Annotated in this window: 14 protein-coding genes; 8 read left to right on the top strand and 6 right to left on the bottom strand. The window is 51.4% G+C overall.

Annotated elements, in window-relative coordinates:
• The gene (locus SK34_RS01435) at positions 1-1,437 is read right to left on the bottom strand and encodes a glycoside hydrolase family 32 protein (protein WP_048232152.1); all 1,437 of its coding nucleotides are present in this window, start codon (positions 1,435-1,437) and stop codon (positions 1-3) included.
• A gap of 173 nt (positions 1,438-1,610) precedes the next feature.
• On the opposite strand from SK34_RS01435, the gene SK34_RS01430 reads away from it, so the two are divergent.
• The 5 genes from SK34_RS01430 (at position 1,611) to SK34_RS01410 (ending at position 7,021) form a co-directional block, all read left to right on the top strand.
• The gene (locus SK34_RS01430) at positions 1,611-2,606 is read left to right on the top strand and encodes a LacI family DNA-binding transcriptional regulator (RefSeq protein ID WP_003020837.1); all 996 of its coding nucleotides are present in this window, start codon (positions 1,611-1,613) and stop codon (positions 2,604-2,606) included.
• A gap of 477 nt (positions 2,607-3,083) precedes the next feature.
• Positions 3,084-4,004 (top strand): helix-turn-helix transcriptional regulator, encoded by a 921-nt coding sequence (locus SK34_RS01425; protein ID WP_048232151.1) that lies wholly within the window; start codon positions 3,084-3,086, stop codon positions 4,002-4,004.
• A 38-nt stretch (positions 4,005-4,042) separates the two neighbouring features.
• Positions 4,043-5,140: a hypothetical protein gene (locus SK34_RS01420; protein WP_003020828.1), complete on the top strand. Its 1,098-nt coding sequence runs from the start codon at positions 4,043-4,045 to the stop codon at positions 5,138-5,140.
• Between the two features lie 46 nt (positions 5,141-5,186).
• Positions 5,187-6,758 carry an ATP--cob(I)alamin adenosyltransferase gene (locus tag SK34_RS01415; protein WP_003020825.1) on the top strand — a complete coding sequence of 524 codons (1,572 nt, stop codon included), beginning with the start codon at positions 5,187-5,189 and terminating at the stop codon, positions 6,756-6,758.
• Positions 6,755-7,021 (top strand): YkgJ family cysteine cluster protein, encoded by a 267-nt coding sequence (locus tag SK34_RS01410; RefSeq protein WP_003020821.1) that lies wholly within the window; start codon positions 6,755-6,757, stop codon positions 7,019-7,021. The genes SK34_RS01415 and SK34_RS01410 overlap by 4 nt, the downstream gene beginning before the upstream one ends.
• A 172-nt stretch (positions 7,022-7,193) precedes the next feature.
• Here the strand turns inward: SK34_RS01410 and ychF are convergent, their stop codons facing one another.
• The gene (gene ychF / locus SK34_RS01405) at positions 7,194-8,288 is read right to left on the bottom strand and encodes a redox-regulated ATPase YchF (RefSeq protein ID WP_003020818.1); all 1,095 of its coding nucleotides are present in this window, start codon (positions 8,286-8,288) and stop codon (positions 7,194-7,196) included.
• 115 nt (positions 8,289-8,403) lie between these two features.
• Entirely contained in the window at positions 8,404-8,988 is a 585-nt protein-coding gene (gene pth, locus SK34_RS01400) for an aminoacyl-tRNA hydrolase (RefSeq protein WP_003020814.1), read from the bottom strand.
• Positions 8,989-9,262: 274 nt separating this feature from the next.
• Between pth and ychH the strand changes: the two genes are divergently transcribed.
• Entirely contained in the window at positions 9,263-9,544 is a 282-nt protein-coding gene (gene ychH / locus SK34_RS01395) for a stress-induced protein YchH (protein ID WP_003020810.1), read from the top strand.
• 114 nt (positions 9,545-9,658) lie between these two features.
• On the opposite strand, the gene lysC is transcribed toward ychH, so the two are convergent.
• Entirely contained in the window at positions 9,659-11,020 is a 1,362-nt protein-coding gene (gene lysC / locus SK34_RS01390; RefSeq protein WP_003020806.1) for a lysine-sensitive aspartokinase 3, read from the bottom strand.
• Positions 11,021-11,628: 608 nt separating this feature from the next.
• On the opposite strand from lysC, the gene SK34_RS01385 reads away from it, so the two are divergent.
• Both SK34_RS01385 and SK34_RS01380 read left to right on the top strand, forming a co-directional pair.
• On the top strand, positions 11,629-13,014 hold the full coding sequence (locus tag SK34_RS01385; protein ID WP_003020802.1) for a diaminobutyrate--2-oxoglutarate transaminase: 1,386 nt from the start codon (positions 11,629-11,631) through the stop codon (positions 13,012-13,014).
• Positions 13,015-13,029: 15 nt separating this feature from the next.
• A complete protein-coding gene (locus tag SK34_RS01380) occupies positions 13,030-14,493 on the top strand; it encodes a pyridoxal phosphate-dependent decarboxylase family protein (RefSeq protein WP_048232149.1) in 1,464 nt (487 codons plus the stop codon).
• A 120-nt stretch (positions 14,494-14,613) separates the two neighbouring features.
• Here the strand turns inward: SK34_RS01380 and dauA are convergent, their stop codons facing one another.
• Both dauA and prs read right to left on the bottom strand, forming a co-directional pair.
• Positions 14,614-16,296, bottom strand: coding sequence for a C4-dicarboxylic acid transporter DauA (gene dauA / locus SK34_RS01375; protein WP_003020797.1), 1,683 nt, complete (start codon positions 16,294-16,296; stop codon positions 14,614-14,616).
• 124 nt (positions 16,297-16,420) lie between these two features.
• Positions 16,421-17,368, bottom strand: coding sequence for a ribose-phosphate diphosphokinase (gene prs, locus SK34_RS01370; protein WP_001518537.1), 948 nt, complete (start codon positions 17,366-17,368; stop codon positions 16,421-16,423).
• Positions 17,369-17,570: the final 202 nt, after the last annotated feature.

Here is a 17,570-nt window from a genome sequence, read left to right as displayed (position 1 = left end):
TTAATTGGCGGCGAGCGGCCAGGAATGCCCGTTATTAAAAATGGCGTGTCCGTTCTGGCTAAATAAGGTCAGTTGGCGATCGTCCGGTTCAGGATAAATACGGCTGCTGAGGGTGTACTCGCCGTGATTAACAAAGACTTCTACCGACGAACTATCGATAAATAGACGTAGGTCCAGCACATCATTGGCGGGCAGCGGTACGCTACGGCAGCCCGACAGGCCGTGTTGCGGATAGCGGCGTTCCAGCACCAGACGCTGTGCCTGGGTATCGACGAAGACGCGTAGCCCGTCACCCAGCGCGATGCCATACTGTTCAGTATGGCTGCGGGCGATATCGAGGCTCAGTTCGACTTCGAGAGCATGCGCCTGTTCTTCTATCATCAGGGTGCGATTGTTCAGGTCACTGACCGGCCAGACATGAAGCTGACCGCGTAATGTCTCCAGCTCTTTGACCGGGTTCATGCGCAGCCGCAGATCTGCATCGAGCGTCACTTCCCGGGGAAGAGTAAGCATGCCCGCCCAGCCGTCGGCCTGTTCTGGCATCGGCGACTCCCACATGGATAGCCAACCGATCACCACGCGGCGACCGTCCGGAGTGATAAATGACTGAGGGGCGTAAAAATCATGCCCGTGATCCATCTCCTGGAAGGGTTGGGTAACGTGGAACTGATGGTTATCCTGCCATTCGCCGACCATATAGCCGCTCTGGAACAGGTTACGGTAATCGTATCCGTCCGCGGCGATGCCCTGCGGCGAGAACATGAAGACGAGCTTATCGTTCAGTGGGAAGAGGTCAGGGCACTCCCACATGTAGCCCATGCCGTCATCGGCCCTGCCGAGCGTGCTGGCAAACTGCCAGTGCTGTAGATCCTGCGAGTGATAGAGCTGCACTTCGCCCACGTCATCGACCCGGGCACCCACCACCATGTACCAGTTGTCTCCCTCTTGCCAGACTTTCGGATCGCGAAAATGGTGTACGCCTCGCGGGGTATCCAGAATCATGCCCTGGCGTTCAAAGTGAATCCCGTCGGTGCTGGTGGCCAGGCACTGTACCTGATACAGGTTTTCCTCTTTCGCCTCGCCGTCAAACTTGTGTCCGGTGTAGATAAGGGCCAGCTTATTGCCTTCAACCACCGCTGAACCGGAAAAACAGCCGTCTTTATCTTCCGGCCCTTCAGGTGCCAGTGCGATGGGTAAGTGCTCCCAGTTCACCATATCGCGGCTGCGCGCATGGCCCCAGTGCATTGGTCCCCAGACCGGCTGCCACGGATAGTGCTGATAGAACGCATGGTAGTAACCATCAAACCAGGACAGGCCGTTAGGGTCATTCATCCAGCCAGCCGGAGGGGCGAGGTGATAGCGTGGATACCAGCGCGGGTTTACAAGGTCTTTCTGCTGGTTTAAGGCTTCGTTGGCTTTGGAAAGTAGTGATGTCATTTGCTGGTCCCTGTAAGTGAATTGAGCAAAAGATAACGTTAACATTCTCGGTTTTCTCGCGAATTTGATGGTAATATCGATGTTAATCACAAAAGTTAACGTTAACATTTTGCGAGTGTTATCAAGATCGCATTTTCAGACCCGGCAGGATGAACGCCGTCAAAGGAGAGGGTATGGCATCTTTAAAGGATGTGGCGCAACGGGCTAACGTCTCGTTAATGACCGTATCGCGAGCGATTAACGAACCCGAACGACTGCGGCCAGAAACCTATAAAAAGGTGATGGAAGCGGTAGATGCGCTGGGGTATGTCTCCGATCTCTCAGCGAAAAAAATTCGTGGCGCGAAAACCACGGCTAACACTATCGGGGTGTTAGCGCTGGACACCATGACCACGCCATTTTCCGTGGAGATAACGCTTTCTATCGAAGAGACCGCGCGGGCGCACGGTTGGAATAGCTTTGTGGTGAATATGTTCAGCAATGACCAGCCAGAGAAAATGGTGGATCTGCTGCTGGCGCATCGCCCTGACGGCATTATCTACACCGCGATGGGGCTGCGTCAGGTTCCGGTGCCGGAAAAGCTGCATAAGTATCGTTGCGTGCTGGCGAACTGCGAAAGCATCAGTGGCCCTTTTCCCACCTATATTCCTGATGATGAGCAAGGGCAATATCTTGGCGTGAAAGCGCTGTTGGCCGCAGGCTACCGTCGGCTGCTGTGCATCCACCTGCCAAAAGGGATTGTGGCCACCGATCGCCGCCGGGCGGGAATGGAGCGCGCCTGTCGTGAAGCGGGCGTCGACCCTGATGCCATGTTCCACCACTATCTTCCGGCGGGCGAGAGTCACCATATTGATGCGGCGGAGATTGCCGGGCATTACCTGAGTGGCACGCGTCCGATGTTTGATGCGGTGGTATGCGGTAACGACCGCGTGGCTTTTGTTATCTACCAGGTCTTGCTGGGGCGAGGGCTGCGCATTCCGCAGGATGTTGCCGTACTGGGCTATGACAACATGGTAGGCACCGGCGAGCTGTTTTTGCCGCCGCTATCCACAGTACAGCTGCCGCATTATGAAATTGGCCGTCTCAGTGCACTGCATCTTATCCAGGGGCTCGACCACCGCGATACCGTGCGGGTAGACAGCCCCTGGCTTCCGCGCGCCTCAATATGATTAACCCAATCGCTTCCTTTCATCAACCGGAGGAATGAGTGCATTATGTGGAGGGAATCGCTAATTTGCTGGTGGATGTTACAAAGCTGAAACGTGGAGGTACTGTTAAGTCACTGTTTAGCGCACAAGGCTCAAAGTTGGGTCGTGTATTAAACGCTCGCCGAAATTTTGGGTTTCAATAAAATAACCGTTATTTATTAATGTTAACGTATCAACACATTGTAAATTTGGCTTAGTGGAAGAGATAGCCGTTAGCCAGTTTGTTGAGTATGTATGCAGGCGGTCTTTTGGCTGTATATCTCTGGTAGTTACTCTTGACGAGGAGAGCTTTTTGCCCCTAAAAATTGCCCAATGCGACTAACGGTCAAATAAATTGCCGATTTCTCTAAAAAAAATGATCAACGTGCCGATACACTGACAGGATATGTCAGCATTTTATATATAATTCATGTCAGGAAAACAGAAAAGTAGGTGCTTATGGCTGATTCAGCAAGGAGTTGCTCAGCAGAACGTTTAGTCGATATCCTAATAGAGCTACAAACTTGTGGCGTTGTGAATCGCTATCAGTTGATGAAGAAATTTAATATCACTGAACGAACGGTCTATCGTGATCTTAATATGCTTTCCTCCTTTATTGAGGGGTGTGGTGGCGGAGAGTATCGATTGATACCGATTCGAGCGCAGAATAATAGCGCCTATGCCCTTCATGATCCACTGGCAAAGCTGCTGGACGCCGACGCGGTTTTTCCTGACAGAGATGAGGATTTTTGGCTTAGCTTAGAGAAAAGAGCTGCAGAACAGCATGTTAGAGTTCAGTTTGGTCGTCCTGAGCATTCAGTCAGAAATGATTTTCGAAAGTATTTTAACTTATTAGAAAAAGCGATTCAGAAAAACAGCGTCTGTCATATTTTATATAAAGACAAAACGCGCATCGTTCATCCTTATAAATTAGCTAACCAGAAAAATATTTGGTATCTGCAGGCGACTGAGGACGGGAAACTAAAGTCTTTTTCGTTAAGTAAAATTCGGTGGTTGGATATCCGGAAAGAGCATTTTGCTGTCGATACACCCACACTGTCATTAATTGATGAGCATCGCGATCCTTGGGTGAGTGAAGAGACGTTTGAGGTGCGGGTGCGTATTAAACACAGTATTGCTGGCTACTTCTTAAGACGAGACTTACTGCCTCAGCAAGAATTGATTCGCGAAGAGAATGATGGCGTGACTTTGCTTTGCAAGGCAGCACATGAGAATCAAATTATTCCACTAATTCTATTCTGGTTACCGAATATAGAAATTCTGGAACCAGAATGGTTGAAAAAAACGGTCATCAACTTACTGCATAACTACATCACTGGCGATCGCGACTCAGTTCCTGTTCAGGAATGTGATGCGTAGCGGGTAACAACGACTTATTGCACAGGAGATTATTATCTATGGCATTACCATTCATTATTCTGGGCGTCGCGGCAGCGGCAACGGCGTTTGGCGGCAAAAAAGCTTATGATGGCTATCAGAAAAAATCGGAAGCTGATGATGTATTAGATCGCGCGCAGCGTCGCTTTGATAAGCATAAAGAGAGCTTTGATCTGGCAAATGAAACAACGTCGAAAAAACTAGCCGAACTGGGTGAAAAAGAGCTGGAAATCGGTAAAGATTTCAATGAGTTTAAAACGATTGCCGACGATCTGCTGGCGCGTATGGCGAAAGATGGGCATAAAGATCTTCGTCTGAAGGTACCACAGCATAACATCAATAAAATTCAGAACCTGGCGATTTCCGCCACGGAATACCTGACGACGGTCGTCGGAGCCGGGGTTTCTGGTGCTGCCGCTGGTTTTGCCGTGTACAGCGGCGTGATGGCGTTTGCCGCAGCTTCTACCGGTACGCCGATCGCCGCCCTGTCTGGTGCGGCGGCGTATAACGCCACAATGGCGGCAATTGGTGGTGGTTCCCTGGCCGCAGGTGGTTGGGGGATGGCGGGCGGCGCGATGGTGCTTGGCGGTGCAGTGGTGGCTCCGCTGATTGCTATTGCGGGCTGGGCTTACGATAGCCATGCCGAAAAGGCGCTTAACAATGCTTATCAAAGCTCCCGTGAAGTGACCGCGGCGGTGGAAAAAATGAATGCGGCTGAAGCGCAGCTGACGAAGGTGCAGCAGTATGTAAATAGCATTTATGAATCAATAACCCGTATGCATAGCGTCTTTATTCAGCATTACTTTGAGCCGCTGAAAGCGATGCATGCCATCATTGTTGAACGTCATGAGAAGAATATCACTACCGAGATTAGTGAGTCGGAAGAGATCATGGCGATTATCGACCATGGTTATGAATTAGCCGCCATCATGACCGACGTGATCACCACGCCGCTGTTCAAGCCGGTGACGCAGGAAAACGGTGAAGCCATTATCGAAGATGGGGTGATCCAACTGCAGACCGACAGCAATGGTATGAACCTGCTGAACAAAGAGATTTTGGACGAAAAACTGGCGGCTTCTGCTTCTGAGTTTGACGCATTTTCTTCTCGTATTTAATCGACTCGCCGGGCGAATCTGCCCGGCATTGCTATGGGCGAGCACAATGAACACAGCCAGGTTTGACTGGGGTGAAGAGTTACATCAGACGGTGGTCAAGAGTCTGACCACCTCTTTTGGGTTGGATTTTCTCTTGCTGGAGGATAAACACGGCGGCGATGTGAATACCATTCATAACGCTCGCGAGGGAGTGTATGCTACCGATGCCGAGCGTCAACGGTACGAGCAACGTGAAGGGTATGATTCTCATCATTACCATAGCCACGAAAACTACATTGCCACCAACCAGGCGGGAAAAAAGGCGCACGAGGCCGGTACGTTGACCGATACCTACACCGGTGAGAAATTTGCGGCTAATGATAAAAAGAACCTCGACCATATTATTGCCGCCCATGAAATTCACAACGATCCAGGGCGTATCCTTGCCGAATGCGATGGTGCCGATCTGGCTAATGATTCATCAAATCTGACCTTCACGAATGAGTCGCTGAATAAGGCGAAGAAGGCGAAAACGATGGATGCCTTCGTGCAAACGCTACAAGAACAGCATGCTGTGACCACGCAGGAAATTGCCCGTTTGCGCAGCCAGCCAACGCTTTCCGAGCAAGAGCAAAAACAACTGAATAAGCTGGAAAATAAAGCCGCCGCCGATTTTGAACGGATGAAAGAGGCCGACAAAAAGGCGCGGGCAAAATACAACAGTACGATCAATGGGGAATATTACACCAGCAGCAAGTTTGCGAAGAATGTCGCCACCGCCACAATGAACAATGCATTTCGCATGGGAACGCGGCAGATGTTGGGGCTGGTTCTGGCAGAGACCTGGTTTGAGTTCCGCGAGCGTATTCCCGTGATGTTTGAGAAGCATCGTCGTTCATTCGATGCCGGAGACTTCCTGCAAGATGCGGCGGAGGCATTACGCGCAGTCTGGCAGCGAGTGCAGGGTAAATTCAGCACTTTCCTGACGTCCTTTAAAGACGGTGCCATCGGTGGCGTGCTCTCCAGCATTACGACGACACTCTTCAATATCTTCTTTACGACTAAGAAGATGATGGTGCGCCTGATTCGTGAGATGTGGAACAATTTGGTACAGGCCTTTAAAGTTATGGTCTTTAACCCTGAGGGGTTAACGCCGGGGCAGCTAGCTAAAGCGGTGAGCAAGCTGGTGGCTGCAGGTGTGGCCGTGGCTGCTGGAGTGGTGGTTAATGATGCTTTAGCCAAGATGCTCGTCTTTCCTTTTGGTCCGGAACTGGCCGCGTTCTGCGGTGCGCTGGCGACAGGTATTCTGACGCTGGTAATGAACTACTTCCTGGAACACAGCGCATTGATGAAAAAGGTCTGGGCGTTTCTGGATACGTTTAAAGATAAGTATCAAAAAGCACTAGAGTATTATCAGCAGGTGAATGTTGAACTCGATCGTTATCTACTGGAGCTTTCGGCGTTAGAGTTTGCTATTGATACGTCTGCGTTATCGCGTTTCTCGCTGCATCTTAACGCGGTGAATAGTGAAATTGAGCGCGGTTTGTTGCTGCGTGCAGAGGTTGAGCGCCGTAATATTACGCTACCGTTTGAAGCAGGGAATACCCGCTCTGTGCGTAGCTGGTTAAGTAAGCTATGACGCTAACGCCCGCGTTTCCCTGTAACCAGTGCGGCGCTTGTTGCCGCCACGTCGATCGCGCCAGTGAAACGCAATTTCTAGATCGCGGTGATGGCATTTGTCAGCACTATCAGATGGAGACAAAGCTGTGTGCGATTTATGAAACACGTCCGCTTATTTGCCAGGTAGAGAAGCAGTATCAGCTTAACTACCAACAGCAATATAGCTGGCAGGAGTTCATTACGCTTAATCGTGAAGCGTGTTTAATTCTGGAGAAACTGTAGGACGGTGTGCTTCACGAAGGAGCCAGTGTCAATATGTACTCATTTTTGACGGTGTTGTGACGAGATGAGTTGAGACATTACGAAATAAAAAATCCACGCAATTGCGTGGATTTTTTAGCTTTTTGCGATTCTTATGAGATGTGTTGAGATCTCATGAGACAACAAATTTTATTTAGACGTTGAACAGGAAGTTCATGATATCGCCATCTTTGACGATATAGTCCTTACCTTCGGCACGCATTTTCCCAGCTTCTTTCGCACCTTGCTCACCTTTATAGGTGATGAAATCTTCAAACGCTATGGTTTGTGCGCGGATAAAGCCTTTCTCGAAGTCGGTATGGATTTTACCTGCTGCCTGCGGAGCCGTGGCGCCGACAGGAATGGTCCATGCACGGACTTCTTTCACGCCAGCGGTGAAGTAGGTCTGCAGGTTCAGCAATTCGTAACCAGCACGGATAACGCGGTTCAGGCCCGGCTCTTCCAGACCCATTTCAGCCATGAATTCTTCACGATCAGCATCATCGAGTTCTGCGATGTCAGCTTCAACGGCAGCGCAAACGGCAACCACAACAGAACCTTCGGCAGCCGCGATTTCGCGCACTTTGTCGAGGTACGGGTTGTTCTCAAAACCGTCTTCGTTGACGTTAGCGATATACATGGTTGGCTTCAGGGTCAGGAAGCTCAGGTATTTGATGGCCGCTTTGTCTTCGTCAGTCAGCGTTTTCAGTGCGCGCAGCATGCCGGCGTTTTCCAGCTGTGGGAGGCATTTTTCCAGCGCAGCCAGTTCTGCTTTAGCGTCTTTGTCACCGCCTTTGGCTTTCTTCTGTACGCGATGGATAGCACGCTCACAGGTATCCAGGTCAGACAGCGCCAGTTCGGTATTGATAACCTCGATGTCGTCAGCCGGATCCACTTTGTTATTAACGTGGATGATGTTGTCGTTTTCAAAGCAACGCACCACGTGGCCGATAGCTTCGGTTTCGCGGATGTTGGTAAGGAATTGGTTACCCAGACCTTCACCTTTGGACGCGCCTTTTACCAGACCGGCAATGTCGACGAATTCCATCGTTGTAGGCAGGATACGCTGTGGTTTGACGATTTCGGCCAGCTGATCCAGACGCGGATCGGGCATCGGGACAACACCCGTGTTCGGCTCGATAGTACAGAACGGGAAGTTTGCCGCTTCAATACCCGCTTTTGTGAGCGCGTTGAACAGGGTGGATTTGCCTACGTTTGGCAAACCGACGATACCGCATTTGAATCCCATGTTTAAATCACCTTAATCTTTTGATATTCAACCTGTTATGGAAAACAGATTGTAGAAATGTAAATAACTTTGCCTATTATACACAGCACGCGAGAAAAATGCCGCACATCACTGCTTATTGCGCTTTAAAGGTGTGTAACCGGCTCGTAGCTTTGGTCAGGCCATCTTTGAACAAAATCTCGGTACAACGTGCCGCTTCGTCAATCGCTTCATCAATTAACTTCTGTTCTGAAACAGGCGGTTTGCCTAAAACAAATCCGACAACTTTGTTTTTATCGCCCGGATGGCCAATTCCAACGCGTAAACGATGAAAGTTGGGGTTATTACCTAATTTGCTAATGATGTCTTTCAGGCCATTATGTCCGCCATGACCTCCGCCAAGCTTAAATTTGGCGACGCCAGGAGGCAGATCTAATTCATCGTGCGCGACCAAAATTTCATCGGGGTTAATACGATAAAAACTGGCCATCGCGCCGACGGCCTTGCCGCTAAGATTCATAAATGTGGTCGGTACCAGCAGACGGACATCTTCACCTTCAAGCGTTACTCGGGAGGTGTAACCGAAGAATTTCGGCTCATCGCGCAGGGGGGCGCGTAATCTCTCTGCCAGTAGATCGACATACCATGCGCCTGCATTGTGTCGCGTTGCCGCATACTCTGCGCCGGGGTTCGCCAGGCCGACAATCAATTTAATCGCCACGTGTTTTGTCCTGAGTGTTTCGATAAACGACGTGTAGTTTACTGTCTGACGGTGCGCTTGACAAAAAACTGCGTGCTTATCGCCAAAAGCTGAATAATTGCACAAAGGGACTATTAGAAAATGAGTATGTTCAGTGGCTTATTTGTAAAGTTTTGTTGCATGAGTGTTTGTAATTGTGATCGCTCCCGCACTTGCGAACGGCAGTGTTGTCTATACTTTACACATAAGGATTAGGGGTATTCCCTGTAACAACCCAAAGTTCCGGAGGTGACACATGAAACGCAAAAACGCTTCGCTACTCGGTAACGTGCTCATGGCTTTAGGGTTGGTGGTAATGGTTGTGGGTGTGGGTTATTCAATTTTAAACCAGTTGCCGCAATTTAATCTGCCGCAGTTTTTCGCACATGGTGCGGTGCTCAGTATTTTTGTTGGCGGTATTCTCTGGTTAGCAGGTGCCAGAGTGGGTGGACACGAACAAATCAGTGACCGTTACTGGTGGGTACGTCATTATGACAAACGCTGCCGTCGTGGTGACACCAATCACCGTCATAACTAAATCCTCCCTCTGTTGAGAGGGCGGTGGTCAGAATGAAGAGCCCCGGTTATAAAACCAGGGCTCTGCTTGTTTATGATCATTGCTTAAACTGGATGCGACAGAATAAGAGAAGAATTATTCGAATAACCGGTAATGTAATGCTCTAATCGCGCTGTCTGCATCGTCAGCCGGTAACAGGATGCACAGGTTGTCGTTCGATGCTCCATGGCAAATCATTCGTACCGTATGCTCTTCAAGCCAGGCAAAAACGTCTTTGCAAACTCCCGCAGCCTGTGTGAGTTGATTCCCCACCAAAGTGACCAACGCCAGCCCGGTTTCCACTTCCACACGACAGTGGGAGGATAATGCGGTAAACAATGCGGTGGTCAGCACATGGTCTTCACCTGAGGTTGCATGAGTGGCGTCCAGCGCCAGCGCAATACTATTCTCTGAGGTTGTAACCAAATCCACCGTGACAGCGTGGCGAGCCAAAATGGCGAAGGACTGCGCCAGGAAAGAGCAGGAAGGTTGCTTCTCCAGACTGTGTAACCGCAACAGCGTCTGTTTACGACGCACGGCGAGCGCACGATAGCGAGGTGGATTATCGGTGGTGTTGTGCACCAACGTACCTCCGGCGGCAGTATCCTTACTTGAGCCAACAAAGACCGGAATGCTTTTACGCATTGCCGGGAGTAGCGTAGCCGGGTGGAGGACCTTCGCACCGTAGGCGGCCATATCGCTGGCCTCGGAAAATGAGATATGGTCGATTCGTTTGGCCCGCGGCGCAATGCGTGGGTCGGTGGTGTAGATCCCTGCGACGTCGGTCCAGATGTCAACGCGTGTGGCGTGAAGCGCCTCACCGAGAAGCGTAGCCGTGTAATCACTACCGCCGCGTCCAAGCGTTGTGGTGTGTCCTGCGGCATCACGCCCGATAAATCCCTGAGTCACCATAATCGCTTGCTCAAGACGAGGGCGCAGGTGAGTCTCCACCTGGTGGTGCAGTGTGCCAAGCTCGGGTTCGGCGCAGCCGAAGTTCGCGTTAGTACGCATCACGCAGCGGGCGTCAAACCACTCGGCCTCGGCCTGCCGTTCACGTAAGACTTCAGTAAACAGTAGTGAGGACATCAGCTCGCCATGGCTGACTAATTCATCGCTTAACGCATCAGACGGTGAAACCATCGCCGTTTGTGCAAGACGATGTATATTGTTGAGAAGATTATCGATTTCCGTGCTGATAACGGAAGGCTGCTTCAGGCGGGAAATAATGTTGTATTGGATGGCGCGTAAAGTCTCAAGCTTATCTAATTGTTGATGCGTTTCCAGACCTTCAGAAAGCTCGACCAGTAAGTTTGTCACGCCTGCTGAAGCAGACAAAACGACTAAACGAACATCTTGATCAGCAAGGACAATGCTGGCGCTTCGGTTCATCGCATCAAAATCAGCGACGCTGGTGCCGCCAAATTTGGCAACGACGGATGGTGGATAAATGCGAGTCATAACAATCTCATATCAGGGCGCCATAAAAGTATGGCTAGAAAATTTTCATTCTCGGCATAAGGGAACAAAGTTCACCTTACGAAATGTCCGCCCGCGAACATTTCTGCTGACAACCCAGGGTATACCTGTTGTCGATAACGAGTGTCGCCTGTACGCGTTACCGGGTGCTGCGCATTAATTTTATTTACAAAGCCTGCAAATAAGCGCGCCATACTAAGTGATTTATATTAAGGGATCGACTTTTTTATTCGGTTTATAGGCAAATAAGTGAAAAATCATGTCGTAACAAGAAAGTGCCTACATTATTAATGGTAAAAACGTGTAAAAAAATAATAAAAACATGAAAATCTCATGGTTTTTATTACATTGTCTGCGTTGCAATTAGCGACAACATTGTTAATTAAATAGCTATATTTCTTTAGGATTTAGTAATGGCGGATGGTCTTTGTGCTTTGATTTTTAAGGGGAAAGTTGTTATTTCTGATGCAAGGAAATAAATGATTGAGTCCTAAGCTAAAACAACATATATTAGCCGCGCTTTTTTACAGGTAATCCTTATAACCATTTATTCAATCAGGCGTTAATCTACACCTGGTTGTAGGAGTGATATGATGACGGATAAAGTCCGTATTGATACTTTAAGTGCTAATTCATTACCACAGAGCAATGATACCTTTTTAGCAAGACAGGCTGAGTTTGAATCTAATGTCCGCAGCTATCCACGTAAACTGCCATTAGCAATCGCTAAAGCGCAGGGCGTCTGGATTACTGATGTAGAAAATAATCAATATCTTGATTGCCTGGCAGGTGCCGGAACCCTGGCGCTTGGTCATAACCATCCTGAAGTGCTGCAGAGCATTCAAAGTGTCATCACAAGCGGCTTACCGTTACATACGCTTGATCTTACTACCCCATTAAAAGATGAATTCTCATCATATTTACTGTCCTTATTACCGGGCCAGGGCAAAGAATATTGCCTGCAGTTCACCGGTCCGTCCGGTGCAGATGCTGTTGAAGCGGCGCTGAAGCTGGCGAAGAAAGTGACCGGCCGTTCCAGCATCATTAGTTTCTCCGGCGGCTACCACGGGATGACCCACGGCGCGCTGTCCGTGACCGGCAACCTGTCACCGAAAGAAGCGGTCAGCAATATGATGGCGGAAGTGCAGTTTATGCCGTATCCGCATCAGTACCGTTGCCCGCTGGGTATCGGCGGCGACGCTGGCGTCAAAGCATTAACTTACTACTTCGAAAACCTGATCAACGACGTTGAAAGCGGCGTGCGTAAACCGGCTGCCGTAATCCTCGAAGCGGTGCAGGGCGAAGGTGGCGTGAATCCGGCTCCGGTCGAATGGCTGCAACGCATTCGTAAAGTGACTCAGGAACACGGCATTCTGCTGATCATCGATGAAGTTCAGGCTGGTTTCGCACGTACCGGTAAGCTGTTCGCCTTCGAACACGCTGGCATTGAGCCAGACATCATTGTGATGTCCAAAGCGGTTGGTGGCGGTCTGCCACTGGCGGTACTGGGCATTAAAAAGCAATTCGATGCGTGGGCTCCGGGCCACCACACTGGCACCTTCCGCGGCAACCAACTGGCGATGGCGACCGGTCTGACAACGCTGAAGATCCTCAAAGACGACAAGATTGCCGATAAAGTTGCCGCCCAGGGCGAGTGGCTGAAAGGCAAACTGACTGACCTGCAGAAACGCTACCCGGTTATCGGCCAGGTGCGTGGTCTGGGCCTGATGATCGGCCTGGAAATCGTGAATCCGAACGAAGCGCAGGATCATATGGGTTGCTACCCGGCTGATGGCGAGCTGTCTGCGTTGCTGCAGAAGAAATGCTTCGAAAACGGGCTGATTCTGGAGCGTGGTGGCCGCAACGGCTGCGTGCTGCGTCTGCTGCCGTCTCTGCTGATCACCAACGCTGAGCTGGAAATTTTCCTCGATAAATTCGAAAACGCCCTGCTGGGCGCTGGCGTGAAGCCGGTTTAAACGGAGTTGGATCGAATGTCAGACGTAAACCCGACTCTGTCCGGCTCGGCGCAAAGCATCGCCGCCTATCAGGACGCTATCGAGCAGAGTACGCAAGCGGTCGTTGAATGGTTGAAGCAGCCTGAGATGTATCAGGGCAAAACCGTTGAACAACTGCGTGAACGTATCAACCTGAATTTTACGTCTCAGGGCCTGGGCAACCAGGCCGCTATTGAGCGTGCGGTTGAATACTTTCTCAAAGACAGCCTGTTGGTTCACCATCCTCAGTGCGTGGCGCACCTGCACTGCCCAAGCCTGGTGATTAGCCAGGCGGCGGAAGTGCTGATCAACGCCACTAACCAGAGTATGGACTCCTGGGACCAAAGCCCGTCGGCCACGATCATTGAGATCAAACTGATCGAATGGCTTCGTGAGCAGGTGGGTTATGCGGCAGGCGATGCCGGCGTGTTCACCAGCGGCGGCACCCAGAGCAACCTGATGGGCCTGATGCTGGCGCGCGACGCCTTCTTTGCTCGCTTGGGACATTCCATTCAGCAAGATGGTCTGACCGGTGATCTGAGCAAAATTAAAGTGTTCTGCTCTGAAAGCGCGCACTTCTCCGTGCAGAAGAACATGGCGTTAATGGGGCTGGGCTACCGCTCCGTCACCCAGGTGAAGACCGATGCGTTTTCACGCATGGATCTGGCTGACCTGAAAGACAAGCTGGCCCAGGCGAAAGCCAACGGTGAGCAGGTGATGGCCATTGTCGCGACGGCTGGCACGACAGATGCGGGCGCCATCGATCCGTTAGCGGATATTGCGGCGCTGGCGACAGAACATCAGATCTGGATGCACGTGGATGCGGCATGGGGCGGGGCGTTACTGCTTTCTGAACAGTATCGTCACTTCCTCAACGGCCTTGAGCTGGCAGATTCCGTGACGCTGGATTTCCACAAGCAGTTCTTCCAGACCATCAGCTGCGGTGCGTTCCTGTTAAAAGATGCGCGCCACTACGAGCTGATGCGTTACCAGGCGGCGTACCTGAACTCTGATTTCGATGAAGAGGCTGGCGTACCAAACCTGGTATCGAAGTCGCTGCAGACCACGCGTCGTTTCGATGCACTGAAGTTGTGGATGGGCCTCGAAGCGCTGGGCAAAAAGCAGTATGCCGAAATCATTGATAATGGCGTAACGCTGGCGCGTGATGTTGCTGAGTTTGTCAAAACCCAGTCGCATCTTGAACTGGTGATGGAACCACAGCTGGCAAGCGTGCTGTTCCGCTTCCGTCCTGAAAGCGACGATATAGCGTTCGTTGCGCTGCTGAACCAGCGTATTGGCGACGTGCTGCTGGCTTCAGGTAGCGCCAACGTCGGCGTGACCGAAGCGGATGGCATCACCTGCCTGAAGCTGACGCTGCTGAACCCGACGGTGTGCCTGGAAGATGTGAAAGTCCTGCTGGCCAGCGTGAAGGCAACGGCATTGAGCATTTTAAGCGCGTAATTGCCCGGTGGCACTGCGTTTATCGGGCCTACGGGGTCGGCGCAACGTTTGGGTTTTGTAGGCCGGATAAGAGAAGCGCATCCGGCAATAAAAAGGCTCCCATTCACGGGAGCCTTTTTGCTATTTAATATCCGCTAAAGCGGCGTCTTTATTCGGGAAGAATGCCAGACGACCGGGAATCGGCTGAATACCGGCGCGCGCCATAGTGCGCAGCGGCTGAAATTCCAGGTTAGATACCCGCAGTTCGCAGCCTTCAGGCAGCTTTTTCACAAAGCGCTGGAAAGCGTCCAGACCGCCGGCATCCAGTACCGGGACCGCGTCCCACTTCAAGACTACGATGCGTTTACCTTCAATACGCGACTCGAGATCGGTAAATAATCCTTCCGCCGCGGCAAAGAATAGCGGGCCAATGACGCGCAACACCAGCACATCGTCCGGTACGTCTACGTTGACCGGCGCCAGACGCGTCATGCGCGCAATACGACGCATAAACAGTAGAGATGCAAGAACGATACCGACGCTGATGGCGATAACCATATCGAACAGCACCGTCAGCGACATACACATCAGCATGACGATGATGTCGTCTTTCGGCGCATGACGCAGCAAATCCACCACTTTATGCGCTTCACTCATGTTCCATGCCACCATTAGCAGCAGGGCGGCCATGGCGGAAAGCGGTAACCAGGAAAGCAGCGGTGCAAGCACCAGCAGGGCAAGGATCACCAGAATCGCATGGATAACCGCTGAGATTGGCGAGGTTGCACCCGCGCGGACGTTTGCCGCAGAACGGGCAATTGCCGCCGTGGCGGTGATACCGCCAAAGAACGGTGCGACGATGTTGCCCAGTCCCTGACCAATCAGCTCACTGTTAGCTTTGTGTTTGGTGCCGGTCATCCCATCGAGTACGACGGCGCACAGCAGAGATTCGATCGCCCCGAGCATTGCCATCGAGAAGGCTGCCGGTAACAGCGCCTGTAACGAGCTCCAGCTCAGCGTAAAGTTTGACTCTGGCATATTCCACGGTAATACCAGTTGCGGCAGCAACTGTGGGATACCATTGCCCTGCGAGCCGTCAGCCAGAATATAGTGGAACTGAGATCCGATGGTGGCGACATGGCCGCCGGTGAGGTTCACGATACCCATTACCGCACAGCCTGCCAGGAGTGCGGGAAGGTGGCCCGGTAATCGGATACCCAGACGCGGCCAGAAAATCAGGATCCCCAGTGTCACCACGCCAATCGCGGCATCACCCACGTTGATGGTCGGCAAGGCCATAAATAGCGCGCCAACCTTCTGCAAATAGTGCTCTGGCACGTGGGTCATTTGCAGGCCGAGAAAATCTTTAATCTGCATAGTACCGATGGTGATACCGATACCTGAGGTAAAACCTAGCGTAACCGACACCGGAATATATTCGATCAAACGACCAAAGCGGGCGAGGCCGAAAAGGATCAGGAATATCCCGGACATGAGCGTGGCAACCAGCAGGCCTGCCAGCCCAAACTGTTGCGACACCGGATACAGAATCACCACGAAGGCAGCGGTTGGGCCAGATACGCTAAAGCGCGACCCCCCGGTAAGGGCGATAACAATCCCAGCAACGGCTGAGGTATACAGACCGTACTGCGGAGCAACGCCACTGCCTATTGCCAGCGCCATCGCCAGTGGAATGGCAATGATCCCAACCGTTATCCCGGCGATCAGGTCGCGGGTGAAGCGGGAAGCAGTATATTTTTCTTTCCAACAAGCGTCGATGAGGGCGCGGAAAGGCATCACATGTGAGGAAAATAATCTGTTCACAATAATGTTTCATCCATGGGCGCATCATCTGTCAACTGAATGGCAGGTGAAGGAGGCAAAAGTCATACAAATAAATATTACAGATAAAAAAACCCGCCGCAGCGGGTTTTTGAGCCGGGCTCGATTAATGCTCGAACATAGCAGAGATGGATTCTTCGTTGCTGATACGACGAATCGCTTCGGCCAGCATACCCGACAGGGTCAATGTACGCACGTTTGGCAGTGCTTTGATTTCGTCAGTCAGTGGAATGGTGTCACAGACAACGACTTCATCAATCACTGAGTTGCGCAGGTTGTTTGCCGCATTACCTGAGAAGATCGGGTGAGTAGCGTAAGCAAATACGCGTTTTGCACCACGTTCTTTCAGTGCTTCTGCTGCTTTGCACAGCGTACCGCCGGTATCGATCATGTCATCAACCAGCACGCAGTCACGACCTGCAACGTCACCAATAATGTGCATCACCTGAGAAACGTTCGCACGCGGGCGACGTTTGTCGATGATAGCCATATCGGTATCGTTCAGCAGTTTAGCGATAGCGCGGGCACGCACGACGCCACCGATATCCGGAGAAACCACAATCGGGTTGTCCAGGTTCAGCTGCAGCATGTCTTCTAACAGGATCGGGCTACCGAATACGTTATCAACCGGTACATCGAAGAAGCCCTGGATCTGTTCAGCATGCAGGTCAACGGTGAGGACGCGGTCAACGCCAACGCTGGACAGGAAATCAGCGACGACTTTAGCGGTAATCGGTACACGAGCGGAACGTACGCGACGATCCTGACGTGCATAGCCGAAGTAAGGAATAACGGCGGTGATACGGCCTGCGGAAGCACGGCGCAGCGCATCAACCATAACGACCAATTCCATCAGGTTGTCGTTAGTAGGGGCACAAGTGGACTGGATGATGAAAATATCACCACCGCGTACATTTTCATTAATTTGTACGCTGACTTCGCCGTCGCTAAAGCGACCTACAGCGGCGTCGCCGAGTGAAGTGTACAGGCGGTTGGCAATACGTTGTGCTAGTTCCGGGGTGGCGTTACCAGCAAAAAGCTTCATATCAGGCACGAGAAGAACCTCAGGCATGCGTCCATTGGTGGAAAGAATCTGCCGAAAACTGTGCGGGCCAGGCAGTATCCTCTCCATGCGGTGTATTAAAGAGCGCGATGCAACGTCTGGAACAGGGTGACGTTGTCACCGCAACTCAGCTTGCCCGGCTTACTCGTTATCCTTCGTGTTTCATGTTCGTTGGCATCAATTCCTCACACCA

The organism is Citrobacter sp. MGH104, from assembly GCF_001034485.1.
GTDB classification, from domain to species: Bacteria; Pseudomonadota; Gammaproteobacteria; order Enterobacterales; family Enterobacteriaceae; genus Citrobacter; species Citrobacter freundii.
This window is presented reverse-complemented; position numbering and strand designations above follow the sequence as displayed.

Coding starts and splice junctions, on each gene's coding strand:
- ychF (WP_003020818.1), bottom strand. CDS start 8,288: ATGGGATTCAAATGCGGTATCGTCGGTTTGCCAAACGTAGGCAAATCC.
- ychH (WP_003020810.1), top strand. CDS start 9,263: ATGAAACGCAAAAACGCTTCGCTACTCGGTAACGTGCTCATGGCTTTA.
- SK34_RS01410 (WP_003020821.1), top strand. CDS start 6,755: ATGACGCTAACGCCCGCGTTTCCCTGTAACCAGTGCGGCGCTTGTTGC.
- SK34_RS01380 (WP_048232149.1), top strand. CDS start 13,030: ATGTCAGACGTAAACCCGACTCTGTCCGGCTCGGCGCAAAGCATCGCC.
- SK34_RS01385 (WP_003020802.1), top strand. CDS start 11,629: ATGATGACGGATAAAGTCCGTATTGATACTTTAAGTGCTAATTCATTA.
- lysC (WP_003020806.1), bottom strand. CDS start 11,020: ATGACTCGCATTTATCCACCATCCGTCGTTGCCAAATTTGGCGGCACC.
- SK34_RS01435 (WP_048232152.1), bottom strand. CDS start 1,437: ATGACATCACTACTTTCCAAAGCCAACGAAGCCTTAAACCAGCAGAAA.
- SK34_RS01425 (WP_048232151.1), top strand. CDS start 3,084: ATGGCTGATTCAGCAAGGAGTTGCTCAGCAGAACGTTTAGTCGATATC.
- SK34_RS01420 (WP_003020828.1), top strand. CDS start 4,043: ATGGCATTACCATTCATTATTCTGGGCGTCGCGGCAGCGGCAACGGCG.
- SK34_RS01430 (WP_003020837.1), top strand. CDS start 1,611: ATGGCATCTTTAAAGGATGTGGCGCAACGGGCTAACGTCTCGTTAATG.
- SK34_RS01415 (WP_003020825.1), top strand. CDS start 5,187: ATGAACACAGCCAGGTTTGACTGGGGTGAAGAGTTACATCAGACGGTG.